This is a genomic window from Azospirillum tabaci, assembly GCF_014596085.1.
Classification (GTDB): Bacteria; Pseudomonadota; Alphaproteobacteria; order Azospirillales; family Azospirillaceae; genus Azospirillum; species Azospirillum tabaci.
Window position 1 is genome coordinate 34,508 of record NZ_JACCJY010000019.1, and the last position, 23,775, is coordinate 58,282.

General features: G+C 69.1%; 21 protein-coding genes. 14 read left to right on the top strand and 7 right to left on the bottom strand.

The features are described from left to right. The first annotated feature begins 164 nt into the window (after positions 1–164). From H0B54_RS17505 to H0B54_RS17515, 3 genes are all read left to right on the top strand, one after another. Positions 165–605 (top strand): YybH family protein, encoded by a 441-nt coding sequence (locus H0B54_RS17505; protein WP_211109430.1) that lies wholly within the window; start codon positions 165–167, stop codon positions 603–605. 20 nt (positions 606–625) lie between these two features. Further along, positions 626–1,111: a hypothetical protein gene (locus H0B54_RS17510; protein ID WP_188261383.1), complete on the top strand. Its 486-nt coding sequence runs from the start codon at positions 626–628 to the stop codon at positions 1,109–1,111. A 377-nt stretch (positions 1,112–1,488) separates the two neighbouring features. Further along, positions 1,489–2,004 (top strand): transposase, encoded by a 516-nt coding sequence (locus H0B54_RS17515; protein ID WP_425490048.1) that lies wholly within the window; start codon positions 1,489–1,491, stop codon positions 2,002–2,004. 10 nt (positions 2,005–2,014) lie between these two features. Here H0B54_RS17515 and H0B54_RS17520 read toward each other — a convergent pair whose 3' ends face one another. Both H0B54_RS17520 and H0B54_RS17525 read right to left on the bottom strand, forming a co-directional pair. Further along, positions 2,015–2,248 carry a hypothetical protein gene (locus H0B54_RS17520; RefSeq protein ID WP_188261385.1) on the bottom strand — a complete coding sequence of 78 codons (234 nt, stop codon included), beginning with the start codon at positions 2,246–2,248 and terminating at the stop codon, positions 2,015–2,017. Positions 2,249–2,610: 362 nt separating this feature from the next. Further along, complete coding sequence (locus H0B54_RS17525) at positions 2,611–3,762, bottom strand: MFS transporter (RefSeq protein ID WP_188261386.1); 1,152 nt, start codon at positions 3,760–3,762, stop codon at positions 2,611–2,613. A 204-nt stretch (positions 3,763–3,966) separates the two neighbouring features. On the opposite strand from H0B54_RS17525, the gene H0B54_RS17530 reads away from it, so the two are divergent. Together H0B54_RS17530 and H0B54_RS17535 are read left to right on the top strand one after the other, a co-directional pair. Further along, complete coding sequence (locus tag H0B54_RS17530; RefSeq protein ID WP_246472580.1) at positions 3,967–4,623, top strand: glutathione peroxidase; 657 nt, start codon at positions 3,967–3,969, stop codon at positions 4,621–4,623. 4 nt (positions 4,624–4,627) lie between these two features. Continuing rightward, on the top strand, positions 4,628–5,086 hold the full coding sequence (locus H0B54_RS17535; protein ID WP_188261388.1) for a DUF3429 domain-containing protein: 459 nt from the start codon (positions 4,628–4,630) through the stop codon (positions 5,084–5,086). On the opposite strand, the gene dusA is transcribed toward H0B54_RS17535, so the two are convergent. Next, on the bottom strand, positions 5,067–6,056 hold the full coding sequence (dusA, locus tag H0B54_RS17540) for a tRNA dihydrouridine(20/20a) synthase DusA (RefSeq protein ID WP_188261389.1): 990 nt from the start codon (positions 6,054–6,056) through the stop codon (positions 5,067–5,069). The genes H0B54_RS17535 and dusA overlap by 20 nt on opposite strands. Positions 6,057–6,285: 229 nt before the next feature. Between dusA and H0B54_RS17545 the strand changes: the two genes are divergently transcribed. Continuing rightward, positions 6,286–7,512: a metallochaperone AztD gene (locus tag H0B54_RS17545; protein ID WP_188261390.1), complete on the top strand. Its 1,227-nt coding sequence runs from the start codon at positions 6,286–6,288 to the stop codon at positions 7,510–7,512. Between the two features lie 82 nt (positions 7,513–7,594). Here H0B54_RS17545 and hexR read toward each other — a convergent pair whose 3' ends face one another. Further along, positions 7,595–8,479: a transcriptional regulator HexR gene (hexR, locus tag H0B54_RS17550; RefSeq protein WP_188261391.1), complete on the bottom strand. Its 885-nt coding sequence runs from the start codon at positions 8,477–8,479 to the stop codon at positions 7,595–7,597. A 445-nt stretch (positions 8,480–8,924) separates the two neighbouring features. Here hexR and H0B54_RS17555 point away from each other — a divergent pair, with 445 nt between their 5' ends. Genes H0B54_RS17555 through H0B54_RS17565 form a run of 3 tightly spaced genes read left to right on the top strand, consistent with a single transcriptional unit; the run spans position 8,925 to position 11,822 of the window. Beyond that, entirely contained in the window at positions 8,925–9,464 is a 540-nt protein-coding gene (locus H0B54_RS17555; RefSeq protein ID WP_188261392.1) for a TRAP transporter small permease, read from the top strand. A 34-nt stretch (positions 9,465–9,498) separates the two neighbouring features. Beyond that, complete coding sequence (locus H0B54_RS17560) at positions 9,499–10,779, top strand: TRAP transporter large permease (RefSeq protein ID WP_188261393.1); 1,281 nt, start codon at positions 9,499–9,501, stop codon at positions 10,777–10,779. A gap of 29 nt (positions 10,780–10,808) precedes the next feature. Further along, positions 10,809–11,822 (top strand): TRAP transporter substrate-binding protein, encoded by a 1,014-nt coding sequence (locus tag H0B54_RS17565; protein WP_094304861.1) that lies wholly within the window; start codon positions 10,809–10,811, stop codon positions 11,820–11,822. Positions 11,823–11,970: 148 nt separating this feature from the next. Here the strand turns inward: H0B54_RS17565 and H0B54_RS17570 are convergent, their stop codons facing one another. Both H0B54_RS17570 and H0B54_RS17575 read right to left on the bottom strand, forming a co-directional pair. Next, on the bottom strand, positions 11,971–13,233 hold the full coding sequence (locus H0B54_RS17570) for a hypothetical protein (protein ID WP_188261394.1): 1,263 nt from the start codon (positions 13,231–13,233) through the stop codon (positions 11,971–11,973). 32 nt (positions 13,234–13,265) lie between these two features. Beyond that, positions 13,266–14,117 carry a fumarylacetoacetate hydrolase family protein gene (locus tag H0B54_RS17575; RefSeq protein WP_188261395.1) on the bottom strand — a complete coding sequence of 284 codons (852 nt, stop codon included), beginning with the start codon at positions 14,115–14,117 and terminating at the stop codon, positions 13,266–13,268. Positions 14,118–14,273: 156 nt separating this feature from the next. On the opposite strand from H0B54_RS17575, the gene H0B54_RS17580 reads away from it, so the two are divergent. From H0B54_RS17580 to H0B54_RS17600, 5 genes are all read left to right on the top strand, one after another. Further along, positions 14,274–14,732, top strand: a complete 459-nt coding sequence (locus H0B54_RS17580) for a hypothetical protein (RefSeq protein WP_188261396.1) — start codon at positions 14,274–14,276, stop codon at positions 14,730–14,732. Positions 14,733–14,838: 106 nt separating this feature from the next. Next, positions 14,839–15,156 (top strand): hypothetical protein, encoded by a 318-nt coding sequence (locus tag H0B54_RS17585; protein WP_188261397.1) that lies wholly within the window; start codon positions 14,839–14,841, stop codon positions 15,154–15,156. A 106-nt stretch (positions 15,157–15,262) separates the two neighbouring features. Beyond that, on the top strand, positions 15,263–16,426 hold the full coding sequence (locus tag H0B54_RS17590; RefSeq protein ID WP_188261468.1) for an aminotransferase: 1,164 nt from the start codon (positions 15,263–15,265) through the stop codon (positions 16,424–16,426). A 147-nt stretch (positions 16,427–16,573) separates the two neighbouring features. Further along, complete coding sequence (locus tag H0B54_RS17595) at positions 16,574–18,202, top strand: sensor histidine kinase (RefSeq protein ID WP_188261398.1); 1,629 nt, start codon at positions 16,574–16,576, stop codon at positions 18,200–18,202. Positions 18,203–18,377: 175 nt separating this feature from the next. Then, positions 18,378–23,255: an alpha-2-macroglobulin family protein gene (locus H0B54_RS17600; protein ID WP_188261399.1), complete on the top strand. Its 4,878-nt coding sequence runs from the start codon at positions 18,378–18,380 to the stop codon at positions 23,253–23,255. A gap of 89 nt (positions 23,256–23,344) precedes the next feature. Here the strand turns inward: H0B54_RS17600 and H0B54_RS17605 are convergent, their stop codons facing one another. Next, entirely contained in the window at positions 23,345–23,527 is a 183-nt protein-coding gene (locus H0B54_RS17605) for a hypothetical protein (protein ID WP_188261400.1), read from the bottom strand. Between the last annotated feature and the right edge of the window lie 248 nt (positions 23,528–23,775).

Consider the following 23,775-nt stretch of genomic DNA (forward strand, 5'->3'; position numbering starts at 1 on the left):
CGGGTAATTTCCCGGCTTGGAGAGAAGACGGCGCTGAAATCCGAAGATCGGCTTCAGAAGCCTAAGCCTATAGACTAGGATGGGGCTGGACGGCGAATTTCTTTGTCATACTTCTGATTATGCAGGGCTCAGCTTGCCCAGCTACATGACGTTGGAGGTGTGTCATGAAGATCTTGCGCAATGCATGCGTGCTGATCGCTGTCTCATCCCTTGCGATGGGAGCTGCCGCTCAAGCCCAAGACTTCAAGAATACTGTCCAATCGGCTGCCTCAAAGTGGGACGAAGCGTTCAACAAAGGTGATGCCGAACAACTCGCAAAGATGTATGGCCCCAAGGGGGCTCTCCTGCCTCCTGGCAGTCCTGCCGTGGCCGGTGACTCAAACATCCAGCAATTCTGGAAGACGACAATCGGCAAGGGCTTCGGCCAGCACAAGGTCACTGTTCAGCAAGCCGAGACCAAAGGAGACATGGGCTACGCTTATGGACGGTGGCAGGCGATTGGTCCTGGTGAGGGCGGCGCCAAGAAGCAGTATGAGGGCAATTGGTCCAACGTGCTGGAGCGTCAAGGCGGTGAGTGGAAAACCGTGCTCCATGCCTGGAACTGACAAAGCGATGGGAGGACGTCATGCAGCACGTCTTGCGCTGTGGCTTGCCCATAACTGCCCTACTGATCGCCTGCTCAAGTCCGACTTGGGCTGAGCAAGGTGGCCCGTGGCGCGGCCGAGCCGTGCTTGTGGTCACCTCGGAGAAATCGGTGCCGGTGGCCGATAAGGAGAAGCATACCGTGTCCGTCACCGAATACGATGGGGCGGTGTTTACGGAAGTGGGGGGAGCGTTCCTGGCAAATGCTCGATATCAGGTCACGGATCTGACCGACACAAGCGGCATGGTTAGCGGTGGCTATAAGACGTTCACCGATGCCGATGGGTCGAAAGTGTTTGCGAGATACGCCCTGAAGCAGATGGCCCTCCCTGTGCTAAAGGGGGAGTGGGAGTTCCTCGACGGCACAGGAAAGTACAAAGGTATTTCCGGCAGAGGGCGATACGAAGTTCATGTCGTATCGAACACTGTGCTGTGGGATCTGTTGGAAGGCGAGTACAAGCTCCCGTAAGATCCGTGCGTGGGCGCCGGTGCATATCGGCGCCCGCCTTTATTGCACCGCTGCCAGTATGGGCCATGGACGTGAGGGGAGCCTCGTAAACAGAATTTTCCGGGAAACAACATTGTTGCTCCGGCATTTGATGATCTCGCACAGTTCCCCTGCCTCTGGCATGGGGAGGCCGGTATGGGATCGACGCCGGTGGACTTGGTGGCAGGTGTTATTGACCAGATGGTGTGGGCCGACACGGGAACGGGTCGACCTCCGGTGCCGACCAACACCGTCCTTGAGACGCTCCGCTTCTTCCCGCGCAAAGGCGTGCAGTGGCGGGAATTTCGGGCCTCACCGGCTCGCGCCTCCGGATCAACGTTGCGCCGTCGGCTGACGGAATGGGGCGCAACGGCCCTGACGCCGCCGCCCAGACATGGGACGTTGTTGTGGACAGTCGCTCGGTGTGCGCAAAACGGGGCGGTGCCTTGATCGGTCCGAACCCCACCGGCCGCGGCAAACCGGGAACCAAGTACCACTCGGTCGTTTCGACGGACGGGGTTCCGCTGGCGGCGTTGCCCTCCGCGGCGAACGTTCACGACACCAAGCTCTTCCCCGACCTGCTCCGGCTGGCCATGGTGGTCTGCGCCAGCATCGCGCGCCTGTATGCGGACGCCGGATACGTCAGCGCCGACAATCGGTGGCTCTGCCTGCGTGAGGGCATCCAACCCAGCAAGATTGGCCAACCGCACGGCTCCAGTCTCGGTCAAGTCCGCTGTATCGTTGAGCACGCCAATGCCCGGTTGCTCGCCAACAAACGCTTGTGTCGTCGCCATGACCGGTTGGGTGCCATCGTCGATGCGCTGCTCACCGCAGCCTGCATCTTCGTCATCGCGACTCGCCTCGTTCAGTTCTGAAAACCGTGCTTTAGGGTTGCGGCTCCGTCGGCTTGCGGCGTCGCAGCGGAGTCACTTTGGGTGAAGCCGCTGCGGGGTCGGGGAGGGGCTGCCAGCCGGCGATGGCGCGCACGCAGCGCAGCGCCTCCGGGTTGTTGGCGAAGACCGGGAACAGCCGGCGCAGTTCCACCACGGCGGACCATTCCCCGCGTTCGTGGAAGGCCCGGCGGATCGTTTCGGCTTCGTTTTCGCTGACGGTGAACATGGCGCCAGAGTGCCCCGCGGACCGGTGGCGCGCAAGTCGTCTCGGCGCCGGGAGCAGCCCTTTGCCGTGGCCCATAGACCCTGTCAAGGAAAGTTGTTCACAGGTGGCCACATCCTTCGCTTGACTCCCGTTGCGGGGCGGGGCAGCCGCCGGGCCAGGGCTGGAGAGGCGAGGAGCGCGCGAAAAACCCTTTGTTGGCGCCGTTTTCTAATGTGCCTAAAAACAAGGCATTTCCATTGGAACCCTTGAGGGGCCGCCTGTCCGTTCGGTTACCCCTCGATTCGCCAACAGAGTTATCCACAGAATCTGGGGATATCCGAAATATCGAAATATCAGTCAGCCCGATTCATCTGGCCCATCCATCATGTTGGCCGACGGATCACCCGCACGGCCCCGACACCCAGCAGCATGGTCAGCACGCCGCCGAACAGGAACAGGGCGGGCAGGCCGACCCGGTCGGCGACCGCGCCATAGACCACCGGTCCGATCCCCTGTCCCAGAAAGAAGGAGGAAGCGAAGAGGGCGAGCGCCGACCCGCGCGCCGTCGCCGACAGCTCCGTCGCCTGCGTCTGCATGGTGTTGTGCAGCATGTAGAAACCGAATCCGGCGATCAGGAACAGCAGGGACACCACCGGCCAGGGCACCGGGGCGAGCATGGCCAGATAGGACCCACCGGCCACCAGACCGCCGGCCCCCATCATCCCCCATTGGCCAAGCGTGCCGAGCAGCCGCCGCACCACGAAGCTGTAGACGACTCCGCCGATGGCGAAGGCGGCGAGCGTCAGTCCGGCTTCGAAGGCACCCTCCGCCCCGTGGCGGGACAGCATGGGGGCGACGAAGGGGAAAACGCCGAAGATCAGCAGCCCTTCCGCCGCCACCGTGGCGAAGACCCAGAGCGACACCGGATTCGCCAGGACGGAGGCGTAGCGCGCCCGCGCGTCGGCCACCGACAGGGGGTGCCGCTCCTCCCGCTGGCCCCGCAGGACCAGGAAGGCGGTCAGCGCGATCAGGCCGGTCACCGCCGCCGCCAGGGCGAAGACGGTGCGCCAGCCCGCCACCTCCGACAGGGCGCCGGCCACGGCGGAGCCGGACATCTGGCCGAGGATGACCGCCAGCAGGAAGCGGCTGATGGCGAACTGCCGCTCCGTGTAGACCACCCGGTCGCCGATCAGCGCCATGGAGGCCGGGATGATCCCCCCGGCGAAGGCGCCGGCCAGCATCCGGGACGCCAGAACGGTGTAGTAGCCGGGCGCCACCGCGGACAGCGCCACACCGACGGTCAGGACGACCAGCGACAGCCGGATCAGCCGCGTCTTGCCGATGGCGTCACCGACCGGCCCCAGGATGAGCTGCATCGCCGCGTAGGGCAGCGTGTAGGCGGAAGAGAGCAGGGCCGCCTCGGCCACGCCGATGCCCAGATCCGACGCGATGACGGTCAGCATCGGGTCGGTGGTCCGCAGGGAGAAGGCGCTCGCGAAACCGGCGAGGCCGAGCATCAGGATGAGGAGGCGCATGGGAGGGCGTCGGCCGGTCTATCGTCTGGGGCGTGCGGGGAACACAACCCTAAAGCAGTGGCGCCCGTCCGACGCACGGCAACATGGCCATGGCACCCATGCGCGTGCATGGTCCGGCGGCGATTCGCGCCGGGATGCATGATCCGACGCGCCTCGGCCGCCGTATAGAACAGGGCCCTATAGACCAGCGCCGCGAGCGCGGCCATGGGCCGCGCCATGCTCCATGCCGCCGACCGGGAGACCTTCATGCCGACGATCCGCGATGCCGCCCGATCCACCGCCGTGATGCTGTCCGCCGTCCTGATGCTGTCCACGGCCGTACCCGGCGCGGCGGTGGCGGATGGCAGCCGGGCGGCGCCCGGCGCGCTCGATTGGGCGTCGCTGCCCCTGCCGTCCATCGACGGCGGCACGCTCGCGCCCGATGCCTTCCGGGGCAAGGCGGTGCTGGTGGTCAACACGGCGTCGCAATGCGGCTACACCGGCCAGTACGAAGGGCTGCAAAAGCTTTGGGCCGGACGGCGGGACCGCGGGCTGGTCGTGCTGGGCGTGCCGAGCAACGATTTCGGCGCACAGGAGCCCGGCAGCAACGCTCAGGTCGCGTCCTTCTGCGAACTCAACTACGGCGTGGACTTTCCCCTGATGGAAAAGCAGTCCGTCACCGGACCGCAGGCCCATCCGCTCTACCGCTGGGCAGCGGAGATTACCGGGCCGCAGGGCGTGCCGCGCTGGAACTTCCACAAGATCCTGATCGGCCGGGACGGACGGCTGCTGGAATGGTTCGGCAGCCCGGTCACGCCGGAGTCCGCCACGTTGACCGCGGCCGTGGACAAGGCGCTGGCCCAACCCTCTCCGGAACCGTAAGCGCATGGACGCGCGGTCCTTCGACGGGCGCCGGGCCTCGGTCGTCCGGCTGCTGTCCTACGGCGGGTTGGTCCCCTTCGTCGGCGGCACCGCGCTGGCCTGGATGGCGGAGGGCGACGGGCAGGCCGCCGTGGTGCGGGCGGTGGTCGTCTACGCGGTGTCGATCCTGTCCTTCATCGGCGCCATCCACTGGGGCCGCATCCTCTCGGGGCGGGACGGCGAGACGGGCGGGCCGGCGTGGCTGGTGTGGGGAGTTGCGCCGTCGCTTCTGGGGTGGGGCGCGACCCTGCTGCCGTCCGGCCTGACGATACCGGCGCTGATCCTGTCCTTCCTCCTCGCCTGGGCGGTGGACCGCAGCGCGGCGGCGGACGGGCGCTATCCCCGCTGGTTCGGCACGCTTCGGACCCGCCTGACCATCGTCGTCTGCCTGACGCTCGCCGCGCTCATCCCGCTCGCTGCATGACCGCGTCGCGGTGGGGCACCAGCGCCGCGGCCTTCAGCAGCACCTCCGGCCCGGCGCCGGGAAGATGCGCGTTCTCGCTGATGTGGCGCCGCCACGCGCGGGCGCCGGGCAAGCCCTGGAACAGCCCCAGCATGTGCCGGGTGATCGCCGACAGCGGCGTCCCCTGGCGCATCCGTTTCTCGGCGTAGGCCGCCATCGCCTCGACCACCGCATAGCGGTCGGGGCCGGGTTCCCCGCCGAACAGGCGGCGGTCGGCGTCGGCCAGGATGTAGGGGGTCTCGTAGGCGGCGCGCCCGATCATCACGCTGTCCAGCGTCGCGAGATGCCCTTCCGCCTCGTCCAAGGTGCGGATGCCGCCGTTGATGGCGATGGTGAGCTGCGGGTTCTCCTGCTTCAGCCGGTGCACGAGGTCGTAGCGCAGCGGCGGGATGTCCCGGTTCTCCTTGGGGCTGAGGCCCTTCAGCCACGCCTTGCGGGCGTGCACGATGAAATGGGTGCAGCCGGCGGCGGACACGGTGCGGACGAAATGGTCCAGCGTCGGCCATTCCTCCATCTCGTCGATGGCGATCCGCGACTTCACGGTGACGGGAATTGACACCGCCTCGCGCATGGCGCCGACCAGCCGGGCAACCAGATCGGGCTCGGCCATCAGGCAGGCGCCGAAACGGCCCGACTGCACGCGGTCGCTGGGGCAGCCGACGTTCAGGTTGACCTCGTCATAGCCCCATTCCTCGGCGATGCGGGCGCAGGCCGCCAGCTCCGCCGGGTCCGACCCGCCGAGCTGGAGCGCCACCGGATGCTCCGCCGCGTCGTAGCCGAGCAGCCGCTCGCGGTCGCCGTGCAGAATGGCGCCGGTGGTAACCATCTCGGTGTAGAGCAGCGTGTTCTTCGACAACAGGCGATGGAAGGTCCGGCAATGGCGGTCCGTCCAGTCCATCATCGGGGCGACGCTGAGGGCAATGGCGGGCATGGGCAGGAACTGTCTGTGAATCGGGAACGGCGGCGCATCAATTGGACGAAGCGGGCGCGAATGGCAAGGGCGGACCCACCCCGGAGACGGAAGGGAGGTTGCGCCAAAAAAATGTAACGTTATAACGTAACGCGCGCTTGTGGGGCGCCACCCGCCTGCCCCTGCCGCGGCGGGCGGGTGTGCCGCGCCTCCCAAACCGCACCGCTAGGGTCTGAAAACGAGGTTGCACATGAATCGCCTGCCCATTCTCTCGACGCTGCTGTGGATCGGCGCCACGGCCGGGGGCCTCGCCGCCGGCGCGGCTCTGGCCGACGACCACAAGCACGCCGGGAGCACGACGCATCACCGCCTGTTCATCGGCGATCACGCCGACGGGGTCGTCCGTGCCGTCGATCTCAAGGACGGAGCGAGCGCGGGAGCCTTCCGGCTCGACCAATCGCCGGCCCTCGCGCGCAGCGCCAGCGGCCGCACCGTCTTCGCCGTTCAGGGCGATGCCGGAAAGGTCGCGGTCATCAGCACCGGACTGTCGTTCGAGGACCATGGGGACCACGCCGACATCGCGATCGACGGCGCCAAGCTCCTGCCCACCGTGATCACGGGGACCAAGCCGGCCCACGTCGTGGACGGCTCCGGCACCATCGCGCTGTTCGACGACGGCACGGGCGAGGTTGCCCTGTTCCGGGAGAGCGACCTGCTGGAAGGGACGGTCAAGGCCCGCAACCTGAAGCCGGGCGCCGCCCACCATGGTCTTGCCGCGCCGATGGGCGAGTTCCTTGTCGTTTCGGTCCCGCACGACGATCCCGAAAAGCCGCGCGTCGGCCTCAAGGTCATCGACTCGCAGGGCAGGCCGGTCGGTGGGGTGGTGAATTGCCCGGCAGTGCACGGACAGGCCCAGTCGGCCGGAGTGTTCGCCTTCGGCTGCAAGGACGGGGTTGTCTTCGCCCACCCGGCCGGCGGCTCGAAGCCGCCGACGCTGCACCATGTTTCGACCGCGACGCTTGGGGACGGCAACGTCTCGACGCTCAAGGGCGGAGCGGCGATGCAGTTCTTCCTCGGCAATTACGGTCCGCGCGCCGTCGTCATCATCGAGCCGGGCGCCGAGCCGAGCTTCCGCAAAATCGACCTGCCGTCACGCCGCGTGGACTTCGCCCTGGACGACGCCAAGGCCAACCACGCCTACGTTCTGACTGAGGACGGCAGGCTGCATCGGCTCAACGTCGTGTCCGGCGAGATCGAGACGAGCGTCCAGCTGACCGCCCCCTATTCCATGGACGGTCACTGGCGCAACCCGCGGCCGCGATTGGCGGTGGCTGGTGACCATGTGGTGGTGACCGATCCGCTCAAGGGTCTGCTGCGGGTCGTCTCCACCGAGACGTTGCAGGAGGAGCGCACGATCGCGGTGGCCGGCACGCCCTACACCATCGTTGCCGTCGGCGGGTCCGGGGCGCAGCACTGACGACGGTCCGGGAGCAGCCTGTCGAAGGCTTAAGGCTGCTCCCCCGTCCGATCAGACTCGGGAGATCATCGGGCCGGGCCGATCATGCCCGCTGGCGTCCCCTGGCGGGCTTGCCGTGGGAGGAGCGGGTGCCGGACAGCACGGCCTTGACCTTGGCCAGATGGTGCCGGGCCTCGGCGCCGAGCTTCAGCGCGACGCCGGTGGACAGCACGTCGATGATCGCCAGATGGACGAGGCGGGAGGCCATCGGCGTGTAGATCTCCGCGTCCTCGACCGGCGTGTGGCCGATGGCGACCGACGACACCGCGGCCAGCGGCGACTCCGGCGCGGTGATCGCGATGACCGGGATGCCCAGATCGCGGGCCATCTGCGCCAACTCCGTCACCATGATGGTGCGCCCGGTGTTGGAGATCGCCAGCAGGACCCCGCGCGCTCCCAGATTGACCGCCAGCATGCGGACCATCATCGGGTCGGCGCTGGCCTGCGCCGCCATGCCGAAGCGCATGAACTTGTGCGCCGCGTCCTCCGCCACCACCGCCGAGGCGCCGGTGCCGATGCACAGGATGCTGGAGGCGTCGGCCAGCAACTCCACGGCGCGGGAGACGGCCGCCATGTCCAGCGCACCCGCCGCGTCGTTCAGGGCGGCGGCGGCGGATGAAAAGATTTTTCGCGCGACGGTCGGGGTTTCGTCGTCCGGCGCCACGTCCTGGCTGACGAAGGGGGTGCCGCGGGCCTGCCCCTCGGCCAGCCGCAGCTTGAAATCCGGGAAGCCGGCGCAGCCGATGCTGCGGCAGAAGCGGACGACGGTCGCCTCGCTGACCCCGGCGGCCTGGGCCAGCACGGTGATGCTCTGCCCGAGCACCTTCTGCGGTTCGGCCAACACGATCTCGGCGACCTGGGCTTCGGAACGCTTCAGCTCCGGCAGGCGGCCGCGGATGTGATCGAGGATGTTCACCGGCTGGAGCATCGAAACGGACCATCCATCCCTAAAAGCGTTCTTGCTCCCAGGCGTTCTTCGCGCCGGGGCGTCTTTGGGCGGCGGACCGTACCACCGCCGGCGCGAACGGCACAGCTCTCCCTCGCCTTTCGGCGGGGTTCGTCGGGCCGCTACCCATGGTCCCCAAGCTATGCGGAGCAGGGTGGTCTGTGAAGATAATTTTCGTCGCTATGCCTATTGTCCGGCGGTTTTGGCACCGTTATGAAGAAAATCTTCTTCACTCGGATGCGGGACTCCTCTATTTTCCGCAACAGAAAATTCAAGGTCCCGGCAAGAGACCGCGAGGGAGGAACTCCGACCCGCCGCCCGGCCCCGCTGCCGGTGCGTCGCGCCGCCCGTGTCCTCCCGCGCTGTCCCCTCGCTGCCGCCCTTTCGATCAGGTGAGCCCCGCCGAGAGGCAGGCCGAGGAGTGTGCATGAAGCGCATGGTGGAAGCGCTGGAGATGGTCACCGAATGGATCATGGCGCTGATGCTCGCCGTGATGGTGGCGCTGGTCTTCGGCAACGTGGTTCTGCGGTACGGCTTCAACAGCGGCATCGTCGCCGCCGAGGAGCTGGCCCGCCTGATGTTCGTCTGGCTGGTCTTCCTGGGCGCCACGCTGGCGCTGCGCCGTCACCAGCATTTGGGGCTGGACATCGTCCAGGCCCGCCTGCCGGCCCGTGCCCGCCGGGCCTGCGCGGTGATCAGTCATCTGCTGATGATCTACGCGTTGTGGCTGTTCATCGAGGGAAGCTGGTTCCAGCTTCTGATCGGGATGGAGACGCGCTCCACGGTGCTCAGCTTCCCCATGGCCTTCTACGCCGCCGCGGGCTTCTTCCCGGCGATCGCCATGGCGCTGACGATCATCACCAACCTCTGGAAAATCCTGTCGGGCGACGCGACGGCGCACATCCCCGGCAACGGCGACCCCCACGGCGTCACCGCCCCGCAGGGCGGCGCCATCGCCGAGCATTGATTCCGTCCGGCCTTCTGAAAGCGGAGCCCGTTCCATGGCCCTTGCGGTCTTCCTCTCCTCGCTGTTCGGCCTGATGCTGCTCGGCATGCCCATCGCCTTCGCCCTGATGCTGACGGGCGTGGCGCTGATGGTGCATCTCGACTTCTTCGACGCCCAGCTCGTCGCCCAGAACATGCTGAGCGGCGCCGACAACTACCCGCTGATGGCGGTGCCCTTCTTCATCCTGGCCGGCGAGCTGATGAACGCCGGCGGCATCTCGCAGCGGATCATCAACCTCGCGGTCAGCCTCGTCGGGCACATCCGCGGCGGCCTGGGCTACGTGACCATCGGCGCGTCGGTGATGCTGGCCAGCTTGTCCGGCTCGGCCATCGCCGACACGGCGGCGCTCGCCACGCTGCTGATCCCGATGATGCGCGACAACGGCTACCCGGTGCCGCGCTCCGCCGGCCTGATCGCGTCGGGCGGCATCATCGCCCCGATCATCCCGCCCAGCATGCCCTTCATCATCTTCGGCGTGACCACCAACACCTCGATCAGCGGCCTGTTCATGGCCGGCATCGTGCCCGGCCTGCTGATGGGCGCCGGTCTGGTCATCACCTGGATGTTCGTGGTGCGCGGCATGACCGTGAAGCTGCAGCCCAAGGCGAGCTGGGGCGAGCGCCGCACCGCGCTGGTCGAGGGCGTCTGGGCGCTGGCTCTGCCGGTCATCATCATCGGCGGCCTGCGCGGCGGCATCTTTACCCCGACCGAGGCCGCGGTGGTCGCCGCCGTCTACTCGCTGGTCGTTGCGCTGTTCGTCTACCGGCAGGTGACGCTGAAGGATCTGGTGCCGCTGCTGGTCCAGGCCGCGCGCACCACCAGCACGGTGATGTTCCTGTGCGCGGCGGCGCTGGTGTCGTCCTACATGGTGACCCTGGCCGACCTGCCGCAGCAGATGAACGAGATGCTGGCCCCGCTGCTGCACGAGCCGAAGCTGCTGATGGTCGCCATCACGCTGCTGCTGCTCGCCGTGGGCACGGTGATGGACCTGACGCCGACGATCCTGGTGCTCGGCCCCGTACTGACCCCGCTGGCCGCGGCGGCGGGCATCGACCCGACCTATTTCGGCGTGATGTTCGTCCTGACCGGCACGCTGGGCCTGATCCATCCGCCGGTCTGCACAGTGTTGAATGTGGTGTGCGGCGTCGCCCGCATCTCGCTGGAAAGCGCCACGCGCGGCATCTGGCCGTTCCTGCTGACCTATCTGCTTCTGCTGTGCCTGCTGATCGCCGTTCCGGAGATCGTCACGGCCCCGCTGAGCCTGTTCCACCGCTAACCACAAACGCTACAGGGAAGAACCGACCCATGAAGCTGCTCCGTTCCGTCCTTCTGGCGACCGGCCTCGCCGCCGCCATCCTCGCACCCGTCGCCGCCTCCGCCCAGGACATCAAGCCGCGCCTGATCCGCTTCGGCTACGGACTGTCGGAGAGCAGCAACCAGGGCCGCGCCGTGAAGTTCTTCGTCGAGGAGCTGTCCAAGCGCTCCGGCGGCAAGCTGAAGGTCAAGGGCTTCGCCGACGCCAGCCTGGGCAGCGACATCCAGATGCAGAACGCCCTGATCGGCGGCGCGCAGGAGATGATGGTCGGCTCGACCGCCACGCTGGTCGGCATCGTCAAGGACTTCGCCGTCTTCGACCTGCCCTTCCTGTTCAACAACGAGCAGGAGGCCGACGCCGTGTTCGACGGCCCGTTCGGTCAGAAGCTGGCGGCCAAGCTGAACGACAAGGGCCTCGTCGGCCTCGTCTATTGGGAGAACGGCTTCCGCAACCTGACCAACAGCAAGCGCCCGGTCGAGAAGGTCGAGGACCTGAAGGGCATCAAGCTGCGCGTCATGCAGAACCCGGTCTACATCGACATGTTCAACGGCTTCGGCGCCAACGCCGTGCCGCTGTCCTTCTCCGAGCTGTTCACCGCCATGGAGACGGGCACCGTGGACGGCCAGGAGAACCCGGTCACCACCATCCAGTCCTCGAAGTTCTACGAGGTCCAGAAGTACCTGACCATTTCCAAGCACGTCTACAGCCCGTGGATCGTTCTGGCCTCCAAGCGCTGGTACGACGGCCTGTCCAACGACGAGCGCAAGATCATCAACGAGGCCGCCGTCGCCTCGCGCGACTTCGAGCGCAAGGACAGCCGCGAGGCGTCGAAGCAGAGCATCGCCTACCTGAAGGACAAGGGCATGCAGATCAACGAGCTGAGCGACGCCGAGCTGGGCCGCATGCGCGAGATGGTCAAGCCGGCCATGGACAAGTTCGCCGCCGACGGCGGCGCCGACCTGCTGAACGAGCTGCAGGGCGAAATCAACAAGGTCCGCAAGTAAGCCTCGAGTTTTCCCCTCTCCCCACTGGGGAGAGGGTCAGGGAGAGGGGGCGGCCGTAGGCCGGAAACGCAACCTCAATGCGGTGCGTATCCGCCCTGCGGGCGCCTTCTCATCCCAACCTTCTCCCCGGAGGGGAGAAGGAGTTTCTTTACTTCACCCGTTCGCCGGTGAACGGGTTCCAGCCCACGGCGGCCAGGACCGTCCAGGCCGTCGCCGCCAGATGGGGGCGGCGGTAGTAGCGGAAATCGTCCGTGGTGCTGTCCGGGCCGATGGCGAGGCCGGTGGTGATGCTGTCCTCGCGCGTCGCCCAGACATGGCCGCCGCGGCTGACCTCCTTGCCGACCTCAGCCAGAAGCCGCTGCGCGTCGTCGGACCGCCCCAGGAGCCGGTAAACCAGCGCGGCCTGCGCCGTGCCCTCCACCCACATCCCGTCGCGGTCGTCGTTGAAGTCGAAACCGCCGTCGACCCCGTGGGCCTTCTCCGCATAACCCAGCGCCGCCCGCCACGCCTCCGGCGCGCCGCGCAGCAGCAGCGGCCAGAGCTGGGCGTCCAGACCGGACGTGGCCCGGTTCACCGTCACCCCGTCCGGCGCCGTGCCGGTTGGGAAATGCCCGCCGCCGTCCACCCACATGCGGTCGAGGAAGCCGCGCGCCGCCTTCTCCGGACCGGCCCAATCCCCGGCCGTGCCGCTGCGCTCCAGCCAGCCGAACAGGGCGGCGAGGTCGGTGTTGTGCTCCGTCGCCTTCCAGGTCAGGGCCTGCGGCTTGTCGTCGAAGCCCTGGACACCGCCGTTGAAACCGCCCGGCCCGCGCGGGTCGGCGGTGTTCGCCACCACCCAGCGGGCCAGCTCCGCGGCGCCGTTGCGGAATCGCTCCTCGCCCGTCGCCTCGCCCAGCGTCATCAGGGCCAGGCCCGCCCAGGCGACGTTGCCGGTGGCGGAGCCGACCTGATAGGCATCCTCGAACCAGCGGTTCGCGGTGACGTCCCACCAGCCCATGGGCGGGATCGGCTTCTGGGTCTGGGCACCCGCGCGGTAGGTGTTGCGCAGCCGGCCCTGGCGCCGCGCACGGTCCAGCGTGGCGGCGGAGAGCAGCGACTCCCCGATGCGAAGCGCCGGCTCCGTCTTGCCGCAGGCGACCAGGGCGATGACGGCCAGCGCGTTGTCGTAGGTGAAGGCGGCCTCGCGCAGCGGCAGCTCCGACGTCTGGCCGACGCCGAAGCTGCTGTCGTAGCTGCGCAGGAACACCGGGCCTGAACCGGGGATCTCCGCCACGCGCGCCTCCAGCGTGCCGCAGGTCTTCCCGGCCAGCGCCGCGGCGCCATCCTCGGCCCGTGCTGCGCCAGATGCCGCCGCCAGGGTGCCGACACCGGCGGCAAGCAGCCACGCGGCCAGACGGCTTTTTCGCTTCATCGAAGACACTCCCATTCCCGTCCCGGCGCCGCTCAGCCTTCGAAGGCGCGGACGGACTGGCGCTGCTCGCCCAGCCCTTCGACGCCCAGGCGCATGGTCTGACCGGGCTGCAGCCAGGGGTGGTTCGGGCCGCGGCCGAGCGCCACGCCCTGCGGCGTGCCGGTGGCGATGACGTCGCCCGGCAGAAGGGTCATGAAGCGGCTGATGTAGGACACGATCTCGGCGACGCCGAAGATCATGTCGGCGGTCGTGCTGTCCTGCATCGGCTGGCCGTCCACCTCCAGCCACAGGCGCAGCGCCTGCGGGTCGGGCACCTCGTCGCGGGTGACCATCCAGGGACCGATCGGGCAGAAGCTGTCGGCGCTCTTGCCCTTCACCCACTGGCCGGTGCTCTCGATCTGGAAGGCGCGCTCCGACACGTCGTTGAGGACGCAGTAGCCGGCGATGTGGTCGAAGGCGTCGGCCTGATCGACGTAGCGGGCGGTGCGGCCGATGACGATGCCGAGTTCCACCTCCCAATCGAGCTTGGTGGCACCCCTCGGCATCTGGACCGGGTCGTTGGGGCCGCAGATGGAGGTGGTCGCCTTCATGAACAGCACCGGCTCGGCCGGTTCGGGCAGGCCGGATTCGGCGGCGTGGGCGCGGTAGTTCAGCCCGACGCAGACCACCTTGGACACGCCGGCGACGCAGGGGCCGAGCCGGGTCCCGTCCGGCACCTGGGCCAGCCGGTCGGTGTCGAGCGTGCGCAGATGGGCCAGACCGTCCTCGGTCAGGGTGGCCGGGCCGATGTCCGACACCACGCCCGACAGGTCGCGGATCACGCCGTTGCGGTCAAGAAGACCCGGACGCTCATGGCCCGGCGGGCCGAATCGCAGAAGTTTCATCAGGCTAAACCCTTCCCGTTCCCGAAGGTTGAGCCGCGCCTCTCCTCCGGTGAGTGCTGTCCGGTTCCGGCCGAAGCCGGAAAGGGGCTGTTCCGTCGCGGTCCGGTCTGGTGTACCCTTTTTTCAGCCCATGGGGAAACCAGACGGGAGGCGGAGATGCCGGTGTGGCGCCGTTACCTCGTGAAGGAACCGACCGGGCGGCTGGTCGAGCTGCCGAGCCGCCAGTACGACCGCGCCGACGACGGCACGGCGCCGATCCCCGATTACGCCGGCCGTTGCGTTGAGCTGGTGTCGGCGGTGCTGGTCGGCAAGCAGGGCGCGACGCCCACGGTGACCGAGGTCGCCTTCACCAAGCTGTATTTCGACCAGTCGGGATTCGTGGACGCCGCCAAGCGGGAGCGGATGATCCGCCTGATGCTGGAAAGCTGCGCCGACCGGCGCGGCCGCAAGCCGGTCCGGCGAACCGGCGGCACCGACGGCAAGGCCCTGGCGGAGCGCGCCGACGCCGCCCGCAGCGAGTTGATGCGCGACTTCGAATGGGCCCCGGCCCCGGCGGAGGTCACCGCCGCGCTGTTCGTCCTGGGACCGCCCGGCAGCGCTGCCGCGTTGCATTGACGCTCCCCTTTTCCCCACCCACTCCCCCGAAAAGTCACATCCCCCGGCCTCTTTCCCTGTGCCCGTATGCCCCCATATGGCTTCCAGCACAGGAGGAGGAGCCCCGATGCATCGTCGCGCCACCATCTCCCGCTCGCTTCTCGCCCGGCCCACGCTGGCGCGTGTCCGGCAACTCGCGTTGATCGGTGCGGGGTGGAGCCTGATCGGCCTGGGCGCCCTGATGTCGCCGTTGCCGGGGCCGTTCGGCTTCCCGGTGGCCCTTGCCGGCGGGGTGATCCTGTTGCGCAACTCCGCGGACGCCCGCCGCCTGTTCGTGCGGCTGAAGCGCCGCCACCCCCGGCTGCTCAGCCCCGTCGAGCGCATCCGCGTCAAGTTGCGCCACCGCCGCAACGCCGCCAGGGCCAAGGCCGCCGCCACCGCCTGACCGCCCGGCATCCACCGTCCCCGCCGGGCCGCTCTGCAGACGGGACGCTGGACAGCGCATGGCCGCTGCGGCATTCCTGTCCGCTTCGGTGGTCAGGAGGCTCAAGGTGAAGTCCGGCAACGCAATCCTGTCGAGCTACGGCACGACGATCTTCGAGGTGATGTCCCGCCTGTCGGAAGAGCACAAGGCGATCAATCTCGGCCAGGGCTTCCCCGACGAGCGCGGCCCCGCCGACGTGCTGGACGTGGCGGCCAAGGCCATCCTGGAAGGCTGGAACCAGTATCCGCCGATGATGGGCACCCCGGAGCTGCGGCAGGCGGTGGCCGCGCACGGCAAGCGCTTCTACGGGCTGGACATCGACTGGAGGACCGAGGTGATGGTGACCTCCGGCGCCACCGAGGCGCTGACCGCCAGCCTGCTCGGCCTCATCAATCCGGGCGACGAGGTCGTGCTGTTCCAGCCCATGTACGACAGCTACCTGCCGATCGTCCGGCTGGCCGGCGGCGTGCCGCGTTTCGTCAGCCTGAAGGCCCCGGACTGGAGCTTCACGCGGGCCGACCTGAAGGCGGTCTTCTCGTCCAAGACCAAGCTCGTCCTCATCAACGACCCGCTGAATCCCGCCGCCAAGGTCTTCACCCGCGCGGAGCTGGAACTGCTGGCGGAGTTCGTCCAGCGCTTTGACGCCTTCGCCGTCTGCGACGAGGTGTACGAGCACATCATCTTCGACGGGCTTGCGCACATCCCGCTGATGACCCTGCCGGGCATGCGCGACCGCTGCCTGAAGATCGGCTCCGCCGGCAAGACCTTCTCGCTGACCGGCTGGAAGGTCGGCTACGTCACCGGCGCGCCGCACCTGCTCCAGCCCGTCGCCAAGGCGCACCAGTACATCACCTTCACCACGCCGCCCAACCTCCAGGCGGCGGTCGCCTTCGGGCTGGGCAAGGACGACGCCTACTTCACCGGGCTGGCCAAGGGGCTTCAGGCCAAGCGCGACCGGCTGGCCGACGGGTTGCGCGCCGTGGGGTTCGAGGTGCTGCCGTCCGCCGGCACCTATTTCGTTGTCGCCGACGTGTCGCCCTTCGGCTTCGACGGAAACGACGAGGATTTCTGCCGCCGCCTGACCGCCGAGGCCGGAGTGACGGCCATCCCCGTCGGCGCCTTCTTCGTCGAGGACGCGCCGCGCAGCTTCATCCGCTTCTGCTTTTCCAAGAGGGACGAGATCCTCGACGGGGCGGTTGAGCGCCTCTCCGCCCACTTCGCGCGGCGATGATCGGGGGGCGGTTCGTATCAACGCCGGATGGAGAGGCTTGCCCGGCGCTTCCATAGCGTGATACCCCTTGTGCTCTAGGGTCGATGCCGGGCCGGAACGGATCATGGTCCGGACTGGCCGCGGTGGACCGCCTGTGGAAGAGCCGGGATGCGCCTGCCGATCTCGTTCCGCTGGTGTGTGTTCGCCATCGCCGCCGTCGCGATCACGGTGGTCTGGGGAGCCTACGCGCAGGTGGTGCGGGAGCTGCTCGACGCCCAGACACGGGAGGCGGTGGCAAGGGCCGGGATCATGGTCCGGGCCTTCGCCAAGAGCACTCACCGCGCGGTGCACGAGGTCGACATCACGCTGCGCTCCCTGGCGCTGGAGTTCGGGGAGAGCGGCCTGCCCGGTGTCCGCAACTTCCTCGACCAGACGCTCTACGATCCGACGCTGATCCATCACTTCACCGTGCTCGACGCCGACGGGACCGTGCTGCTGCGCAGCGAAGGGCCGGGCGGTCGGGCGAACGAGCGGGACGAGACGGCATTCGCCTTCCACCAGGGCACCGGCCGCGACCTGATGCACATCGGCACGCCCTTTCCCGGAACGACCGGCGGCGGGCCGCTTCTGCGCCTCAGCCGGCGGCTGACCGATGGGGATGGCGGCTTCGCGGGCATCGTGATCGCCAACATCGACCCCGACATCCTGGGGGAGTTCTACCAGCAGGCCAATCTGGGGCCGCAGGGGGCGGTGACCTTGATCGGGATGGACAAGGTGATCCGTGCCCGAGGCGCGTCGCGAGGAGTCGAGGCGGTCGGACTCGCCATTCCCCAGTCCCGCCTGTGGGAGGAGCTGGGCCGGTCGCTCTCCGGGGTCTACTGGCAAAAGTCGCAAACCGACGGCGTCCTGCGCGCCTTCGCCTACCGCGTGGTGGAAAATTACCCGCTGGTTGCCACGGTCGGCGTCGCGCAGGCGGACATCGAGGCGGCGGTGGCCGACCTGCGCAACACGCTGTTCCTCCTGGCGGCGATCCTGACCGTGTCCATCCTGCTGGTGACGCTGTTCCTTCTGGTGCAGCACCGCACGGCGGAGCGGTTGCGCGCCGCTCTGGCGCTGAACCGCAACTTCCTGGCCCGCGTCAGCCACGAGCTGCGCACCCCGCTGAACGCCATCCTCGGCTTTTCGGAGATCATCCGCGATCAGATGCTGGGGCCGCAGGCGGGGGTGCGCTACGCCGACTACGCCCGCGACATCCATGAATCGGGGCGGCATCTCCTGGGGCTGATCAACGACATCATGGATCTGTCGCGGCTCCAGGCGGGGACGTTGCCTCTTCATCCGGAAGATCTGGATGTCGCTCCGATCGTCGAATGGGCGTTCCGCATGGTGGCGCCGCAGGCCGATGCCAAGTGCATCCGGCTGGACATGAACGTCGAGCCGGGACAGCACAGCGTCTCGGCGGACGAGCGCGCCCTGAAGCAGATGCTCCTGAACCTGCTGGCCAACGCCATCACCTTCACGCCGGACGGCGGGCGCATCCTGGTGACGGTCGGCGGCGGAACGGACGGCGGATGCCGCGTGCGGGTGGCGGACAACGGCATCGGCATGACGCCGGAACAGCTCCATCAGGCCGCGGAGCCCTTCGGGCAGGTCGAGGTGCATGTGGCGCTTCCGGGGCAGGGAAGCGGGCTGGGGCTGTCCATCGTCAAATCGCTGATGGAGGCCCATGGTGGGCGTCTGCGCATCGACAGCCGGCCCGGCGAGGGCAGCCAGTTCACGCTGGAATTCGTCGCCTGATCCACACCCAATCCATCCTGCGGGATTTTCCGGCCGGCGGCGCAAAGCCGTGGCGAAACCAGGGGCGCTTCGGCATACTCCGCGCCGGTTTGCCGAAAGCGGTGCTTTCGCAGACCCGGAGTTTTCGTCGATGCCCGCGCGCCCCGCGCCGGGCGGCTGGTCCAGGGAAGATCGAATGTTGCGTGCAGTGGCGCGTGTCTGTGCCGTCCTCGTCGCGTCCTCAACCCCCGTCATCGCCGCCGACGCGCCGCCCGAGCCGGTGCCCTTCGGCGTCTCCTCCGCCGAGGTGGTGGCGGAGCGCGACGTGCCGCAGGCCTGCTTCACCTTCACCGACCGGCTGGAGAAGTCGCGCGCGGTGAACTACCGCGATTACGTGGAGGTGACGCCGACGGGCGATGGGGCAACCGGTGGGGCGGCCTTCGACGGGACCGCCGTCGCCCGCGACCGCACGCTCTGCGTCGAGGGGTTGAAGCACGGGCAGAGCTATCGCATCACCTTGCGCGACGGGCTGCCGGGCAGCGACGGGAAGCGCCTGCCCAACCCCGACGCGCGCGACGTCGAGGTGCCAAACCGCAAGCCGGCGCTGGCCTTCCGCGGGGCGGGCTACATCCTGCCGCGCATCGGCGCGGACGGGCTGCCGCTGCGCTCCATCAACCTCGACCGGGCGAAGCTCCAGGTGCTGCGGATCAACGACCGCAGCCTGGTCGAGAAGATCTATTTCGGCCGCATCGGCCAGCAGATGTCCGACCATGAGGTGGGGGAGATCCTCGACCGCTCCGGCCAGGAGGTGTGGCGCGGGGAGATGGCGATCAGCAACAGCCGCAACCAGGCGGTGGTGACGCCCTTTCCCATCGACGCCGTCTTGGGCCGGCTGGAGCCCGGCGTCTACATCGCCGTGGCCAGCACCGAGGACATCAAGCCCGGCGGCTGGGACCACAAGGCGACCCAGTGGTTCGTCGTCTCCGACCTCGGCCTGAACGCCATCACCGGGGAGGACGCCCTGGTCGTCTTCGCCCGCTCCGTGAAGGGCGCGACCCCGGAGGCCGGCGTCGAGCTGCGCCTGCTCGCCCGCAACAACGAGGAGCTTGGCAAGGCGTTGACCGGCGCGGACGGGCTGGCGCGATTCGACCTCGCCGCCCTGCGCGCCGCCGGGCGGGAGCCGGTGCAGGCGCTGTTCGCCTACCGCGGGGCGGGGGATTTCGGCTTCCTCGACCTCGTGACGCCGACGCTGGCCAGCGCGCCGCCGCCGGGCGGGGCGCCGAACGCGGCGCCGGGCGGTGTCGCGGCGGTGGTCCCGGCGCGTCCGGTCCCCGGCCAGCCCGACGCCTTCCTCTACACCGAGCGCGGCATCTACCGCCCGGGCGAGACGGTGCATCTGGCGATGCTGCTGCGCGACGCCGACGCCAAGCCGGTCACCGGCCGTCCCGTCACGCTGAAGATCCAGCGTCCGGACGGCTTCGAGGTGGACCGCCGTCCGCTCTCCGAATCCGGCGGCGGCAGCTTCGCCGCCCGCGTCGAAATCCCGGCCAACGCCATGACCGGCACCTGGGCCGTCACCGCCCACGGCGAGCCGGAGGCCGGCGCGCAATCAAGCACGACGGGGCCGAACACGATGGGGCCGGTGCTGGGCCGCGCCGAGTTCCTGGTCGAGGACTTCGTGCCGCCGCGGCTCGAGGTCGCCCTCGCCGCCGAGGCGGCGGAGCTTCCGGCGGACGGCAAGACGACCCTGACCATCGACGGGCATTTCCTCTATGGCGCCCCGGCGGCGGGCCTGCCGGGCGAGCTGGCGGTGACGCTGCGCGGCGCGGCGAACCCCTATCCAAACCTGCCCAGCTACCGCTTCGGCCTCGCCCAGGAGGAGGTGAAGCCGCTGCGGACGGACCTGCCGGGCTTCACCACCAACCGCAACGGGCAGGCCAAGGCCGACCTCGCCCTGCCCAAGGCGCCGGAGAGCACCAAGCCGCTGGAGGCGGTGGTCCGCGCCACCCTGCTCGACATCGGGGGACGCTCGGTCAGCCGCGATCTGGTCCTGCCGGTGCGCCACCAGCCCTACGCCGTCGGCATCCGCCCGCGCTTCGAGGGGGACGGGGTGCCGGAAGGCGCCACCGCCGGATTCGACGTGGTGGCGGTCGGGCCGGACGGCCAGCCGATGGACAAGGAGGACCTCTCCTACGAGCTGTTCGAGGAGGAGTACGACTACGCCTGGTTCGAGGCCAACGGGCGCTGGGACTACAAGGTCACGGTGCGCGACCAGCGGGTGACCGGCGGCACGCTCGCCGCCCAGGCGGCCAAGCCGGCTTCGGTGGAAGCTCCGGTGACCGCCGGCCGCTACCGGCTGGAGGTGTTCGATCCCAAGACCGGCGTGGCGAGCAGCCTGCGTTTCGCCGCCGGCTGGTGGATGACCCCGACCGCCGGCGAGCGTCCCGATCAGGTGGACGTGACCGTCATGCTGCCCGCCTACAAGGGTGGCGAAACGGCGTGGGTCTATGTCAAGCCGCCCTACGACAGCGAGGTGCTGATCGCCGTCGCCGACCGCAAGATCCGTCACGCCTCCACCCGCCGCATCGGGCCGGAGGGCGCTTTCCTGGAAATCCCCGTCGATCCGACCTGGACCGGCGGCGTCTATGTGCTGGCGACCGCCTTCGGCGCTCCGGACGCGGCGGGCGGCCCGTCGAAGGGCGTGGCGCGGCGCGCCGTCGGGCTGTCCTGGCTGGCGGTGGACGGGGACGAACGGGCGCTGGACGTGCGCGTCGCCGCCCCGGCGCAGACCGAACCCCGCCGCTCCGTCACCGCGGAGGTGGTGGTGGAAGGCGCGCCGGAGGGCCAGCCCGCCTATGTGACGGTCGCCGCGGTGGACGACGCCGTGCTCCAGCTCACCGACCAGCATTCGCCGAATCCGATCGACCATTATCTGGGCAAGCGGCGCCTGGGCGTGGAACTGCGCGATTCCTTCGGGCGGCTGATCGATCCGGCGGTCCTGGACGCCACGCGGACGCGCCCCGGCGCCGCTCCGCGGCTGCGTCAGGTCGGCGTCACCGTTCCGCAGAAGTCGGAGCGCGTCGTCTCCCTGTTCTCCGGCGTGCTGACCGTGGGGCCGGAGGGCAAGGTGGCGGTGCCGCTGGACGTTCCCGATTTCCAGGGCCGGCTGCGCCTGATGGCCGTGGCCTGGAGCGGGGACAAGCTGGGCCGCTCCGAATCCTCCATGCTGGTCGCCGACCCGGTGTTGGCTGACCTCGGCCTGCCGCGCTTCCTGGCGCCGGGAGACCGGGCGGTGGTCCCGGTGACGCTCGACAACGTCGCGGGACCGGCGGGCGCCTACACCATCTCCCTGATCGCCAGCGGCGCCGTGTCGCTCAGCGAGGGGACCATTGCCGTGCCCGAGCTGGGCAAGGGCAAGCGGGCCACCGCCGGGCGGGTCCTGACCGCCAACGGCGTCGGCACGGGGCACATCGCGCTGGACGTGACCGGACCGGACGGCCTGCGCATCACGCGCCAATGGGAAATCCCGGTGCGCCCGGCCTCGCCGCTGGTCACCCGTCGCACCGCCTCCATGCTGGCCCCGGAGCGCAGCGTCGAGCTTCCCGCCGACCTGCTGAACGGCCTGCGGCCGGAAACCGCGACGGCTGCCCTGTCGCTCGGAAATCTGCCGGACCTCGACGTGCCCGGCCTGCTGACCGCGCTGGAGCGTGGCGGTCCCGGCGGTCTTGAGATGACGGCCAGCCGCGCGCTGCCGCTGCTGTCGCTGGGCGACGTGGCGGTCGCGCTGGGCGTCGCCTCGGACGAGCGGCTGAAGGCGCGGGTGCAGCGGTCGGTGGACCGCGTGCTGACCTTCCAGCGGATGGACGGCGCCTTCGCCGCCTGGTCGCCGAAGGGGGAGGCCGATTCCTGGCTGACCGCCTACGCGCTGGACTTCCTGGGCCGCGCCAAGGCCGCCGGCTACCGCGTGCCGGAGGGGCCGTATCGCAAGGGGCTGGACGGGCTGCGCGGCGCGCTCGACAACGCCTGGGTGGAGGCCGACGAGCAGCCGGCCCGCGCCTACGCGCTCTATGTGCTGGCGCGCGCCAAGATGATCGACGCCGGTGCGGTCCGCTACTTCCAGGAGACCTTCTGGGACAAGCTGCAGACCGACTTCGCCCGCGCCCAGGTCGCCACGGCCATCGCCGCGCTGGGCGACAAGGACCGTGCGGCGGAGGCCTTCGGGCGGCTGTCCGGCGCTCGCGTCGTGTCGGCCAGCCTGCGCGACTACGGCTCATCCCTGCGCGACGAGGCCGGCGTGGTGGCTCTGATGGGCGAGAGCGGCGTGGTCGAGCGGGAGCGGCTGACCCAGGCGACCGAGCGCCTGTCCAAGACCTACGCCGCCGTCCGCACCACCGGCGTGCAGGAGCAGGCGTGGCTGCTCCAGGCGGCCAGGGCGCTGATCGACCGGGCGCCGTCGATGAAGATCGCCCAGAAGGACGCGCAGGGGGCCGATCAGGTCACCGAGGGGGCCAAGCCGCTGTTCCAGCGCATCGACCCGGCGGCTCCGCCGGCCATCCGCAACGCCGGGGGTGAGCCGCTGCGCCAGGTCCTGTCGGTGTCCGGAATCGCCGATGCGGCGCCGGGCGCCGAGGAACAGGGCATGACCGTCACCCGCAGCCTGTTCGACATGACCGGCCGCCCCGCCGATCCGGGCGCCGTCCGTCCGAACGACCGGCTGGTGGTGATTCTGGAGGGCAGCGCGTCCGATCCGGTGGACCGGCAGGTTCTGGTGTCCGATCCGCTGCCCGCCGGCTTCGAGATCGAGGCCGCCCGCTTCGCCGGGGGCGGGGCGCCGCTGGGCGACCTGTCCTGGCTGGGCGAGCTGACCGCGCCGCGCGCCGTCGATTACCGCGACGACCGCTTCGTCGCCGCGTTGGACATGACGAAGCAGGTGCCGCGTTTCCGGCTGGTCTATCTGGTTCGCGCGGTGACGCCCGGCGACTACGCCCAGCCCGGCGCCGTGGTGGAGGATCTCTACCGCCCACACCAGTCGGCCCGCACCGCCGCGTCGCGCCTGCGCGTCCTGCCGGAGTAAGCGGCCCGAACGGAAAGGCCCCATCGCCCGCCGCGCGCGGGCGGTGGGGGCTTCTCTTTTAAAAGTGGCCATTCCGGCCCCGGCCGGTGTCAGACGATCGTCTTGTGCTCGTCGTCGCGCTGACGGGTGACGAGCATCAGGATGGCCACCACGACCGCGAAGAAGGCGGTCAGCGCCACATAGAACAGCAACGCGACCCCGACCGTCAGGGTGCCGATCAGCACCATGGCGAGTATCCAGACGCCCAGCGATACGATGGCGCGCGACGACATCGGCTGTCCCAACCCTGCTTGCCGTGACTCCGGTTTGTCCTGCCCTGTAACCGGTCATTGCGCCCGACCATTCCTGGCCCGGGTTCGCCGGCGGCTTTTTTGTTGAATGACCCGAGCCTGCCATAGCTGGGTAGGCTCGCCGCCCGTGGCATCCTGTCACAGCGCGCCCGCGCCGCACCCCCGGATGGGGACCGGGTTGGGCATCGGATGGGAGCGGGCTGCCCGCTTGACAGCACGTGGCAAGTGCC

Excerpts from the sequence above, each read along its gene's own strand:
- H0B54_RS17505 (WP_211109430.1), top strand. The coding sequence starts at position 165 with ATGAAGATCTTGCGCAATGCATGCGTGCTGATCGCTGTCTCATCCCTT.
- H0B54_RS17510 (WP_188261383.1), top strand. The coding sequence starts at position 626 with ATGCAGCACGTCTTGCGCTGTGGCTTGCCCATAACTGCCCTACTGATC.
- H0B54_RS17515 (WP_425490048.1), top strand. The coding sequence starts at position 1,489 with ATGGGGCGCAACGGCCCTGACGCCGCCGCCCAGACATGGGACGTTGTT.
- H0B54_RS17520 (WP_188261385.1), bottom strand. The coding sequence starts at position 2,248 with ATGTTCACCGTCAGCGAAAACGAAGCCGAAACGATCCGCCGGGCCTTC.
- H0B54_RS17525 (WP_188261386.1), bottom strand. The coding sequence starts at position 3,762 with ATGCGCCTCCTCATCCTGATGCTCGGCCTCGCCGGTTTCGCGAGCGCC.
- H0B54_RS17530 (WP_246472580.1), top strand. The coding sequence starts at position 3,967 with ATGGGCCGCGCCATGCTCCATGCCGCCGACCGGGAGACCTTCATGCCG.
- H0B54_RS17535 (WP_188261388.1), top strand. The coding sequence starts at position 4,628 with ATGGACGCGCGGTCCTTCGACGGGCGCCGGGCCTCGGTCGTCCGGCTG.
- dusA (WP_188261389.1), bottom strand. The coding sequence starts at position 6,056 with ATGCCCGCCATTGCCCTCAGCGTCGCCCCGATGATGGACTGGACGGAC.
- H0B54_RS17545 (WP_188261390.1), top strand. The coding sequence starts at position 6,286 with ATGAATCGCCTGCCCATTCTCTCGACGCTGCTGTGGATCGGCGCCACG.
- hexR (WP_188261391.1), bottom strand. The coding sequence starts at position 8,479 with ATGCTCCAGCCGGTGAACATCCTCGATCACATCCGCGGCCGCCTGCCG.
- H0B54_RS17555 (WP_188261392.1), top strand. The coding sequence starts at position 8,925 with ATGAAGCGCATGGTGGAAGCGCTGGAGATGGTCACCGAATGGATCATG.
- H0B54_RS17560 (WP_188261393.1), top strand. The coding sequence starts at position 9,499 with ATGGCCCTTGCGGTCTTCCTCTCCTCGCTGTTCGGCCTGATGCTGCTC.
- H0B54_RS17565 (WP_094304861.1), top strand. The coding sequence starts at position 10,809 with ATGAAGCTGCTCCGTTCCGTCCTTCTGGCGACCGGCCTCGCCGCCGCC.
- H0B54_RS17570 (WP_188261394.1), bottom strand. The coding sequence starts at position 13,233 with ATGAAGCGAAAAAGCCGTCTGGCCGCGTGGCTGCTTGCCGCCGGTGTC.
- H0B54_RS17575 (WP_188261395.1), bottom strand. The coding sequence starts at position 14,117 with ATGAAACTTCTGCGATTCGGCCCGCCGGGCCATGAGCGTCCGGGTCTT.
- H0B54_RS17580 (WP_188261396.1), top strand. The coding sequence starts at position 14,274 with ATGCCGGTGTGGCGCCGTTACCTCGTGAAGGAACCGACCGGGCGGCTG.
- H0B54_RS17585 (WP_188261397.1), top strand. The coding sequence starts at position 14,839 with ATGCATCGTCGCGCCACCATCTCCCGCTCGCTTCTCGCCCGGCCCACG.
- H0B54_RS17595 (WP_188261398.1), top strand. The coding sequence starts at position 16,574 with ATGCGCCTGCCGATCTCGTTCCGCTGGTGTGTGTTCGCCATCGCCGCC.
- H0B54_RS17600 (WP_188261399.1), top strand. The coding sequence starts at position 18,378 with ATGTTGCGTGCAGTGGCGCGTGTCTGTGCCGTCCTCGTCGCGTCCTCA.
- H0B54_RS17605 (WP_188261400.1), bottom strand. The coding sequence starts at position 23,527 with ATGTCGTCGCGCGCCATCGTATCGCTGGGCGTCTGGATACTCGCCATG.